This window comes from Frankia sp. CoWAU3, assembly GCF_977971855.1.
This window is the reverse complement of sequence record NZ_CDWWXB010000154.1, coordinates 5,945-7,310: the sequence shown is the minus strand read 5'-3', so window position 1 is coordinate 7,310 and position 1,366 is coordinate 5,945. Positions and strand designations below refer to the sequence as shown.

The window sequence follows — 1,366 nt, the reverse complement described above, 5'->3', positions numbered from 1 at the left end:
GCGCGGTGTCCAGAACCCGCGTGGCGGCGTGCGCCAGGCCCTCGCGGTCGGCGTTCGCCGCGGTCTCGAAGACCGGCCGCGGTTCGCCCGTGACGTCCCATACCAGTACCGCGATCACCGGGACCAGGCGCCGGGCGGCCTCGTCACAGGCCCACCGGATCGCGGCGACGGACGCGGGTGAACCGTCGACCCCGACGACGATCCCACCGGTGGCGGACTCCGCGTCCGCCACCTCGACGGCCTGCCCGGCGGGGTACGCGCGCCCCGCCGGCCCGGCGGGGCGCGCGTACCCCGCGCTGTCCGGCCGTGCCGTGGTGTCCGGCATCGCCATCACCCTCTCGCCGTGGTGTCCCCCGCCACTGCCATGGTTCCGCCTGAAGGTGACCCCCGCGACGTGACGCGCGGGGTGAGGCGGTGGGGCCTGCGGCCGGTCATGACCCTGCCGGATGGCCCGCGGCCTGAGGTCGCAGAGGTGGTTGGTCGATGGAGCGCCGGGTGGTGTGCCGGCCGTCAGCGGCCGATGGTGCGGTGCAGGAACGCCAGAACGACGCCCATCCGTTCCCGGGTCGGGAAGGCACCGCCGTGGCCGGCGCCCGGCACGATCGTCACGTCCACTGCCGGCGCTCCGGCGGCGCGCAGTGCGTGGGCGAGTTCCAGCGACTGCTGGTGGGGGACCGTGCAGTCCGCGTCCCCGTGCTCGATCAGGAACGGCGGCAGCGGCCCGCGGCTCAGGTAGTTCAGGGGGCTCGCCACCCGTACCAGCTGGGGCACGGCTGTCACGGTGCGGCCGAGGAACCGCGACTCCGGCGAGTGGGGCCGGTCGTGCTGGGCGTCGGCCACGGTGCACCGCTCGTTCGCGCGCAGCTGGGCGTCCATCGAGGCGAAGTTCACCGGGCCATAGAAGTCGACGACGGCCTGGACGTCGCTGGACACCCCGGGGTTGCCGAGATCCGGGTCGTCGAACATCGCCACGCCGCTCGTCGTGCCCAGCATCACCGCGAGGTAGGCCCCGGCCGACGCGCCGGTCGCGGCGATGCGGGAGGGGTCCAGGCCATAGCTGCCCGCGTGGGCCCGCAGCCAGCGGACGGAGGCCTTCACGTCCTGGACCGCGGCCGGGAACTTCGCCTCCCCGGACAGCCGGTAGTTCAGGCTGGCGACGGCGTATCCGGCGTGGACGAGTGCCCGGACCACCGGCAGGTCGTCCCGCTTGTCGCCGAGCATGAACGCGCCACCGTGGATCGTGAGCACCACCGGCAGGACCGTCCCGGGGGCCACCCGGGCCCCCTCGGCACCCGCCGTCGGGGTCGGCGGGGAGGGGCGGTAGAGATCCAGCCGCTGTGCCGGCGAGACCGGCGCGTAGGGCACG

Annotated in this window: 2 protein-coding genes; both read right to left on the bottom strand. The window is 74.9% G+C overall.

The features are described from left to right. A partial coding sequence (locus AC08ON_RS13380) for a universal stress protein (protein WP_476617084.1) occupies positions 1-325 on the bottom strand: 325 nt, incomplete at its 3' end. 185 nt (positions 326-510) lie between these two features. Beyond that, a partial coding sequence (locus AC08ON_RS13375) for an alpha/beta hydrolase fold domain-containing protein (protein ID WP_476617083.1) occupies positions 511-1,366 on the bottom strand: 856 nt, incomplete at its 5' end.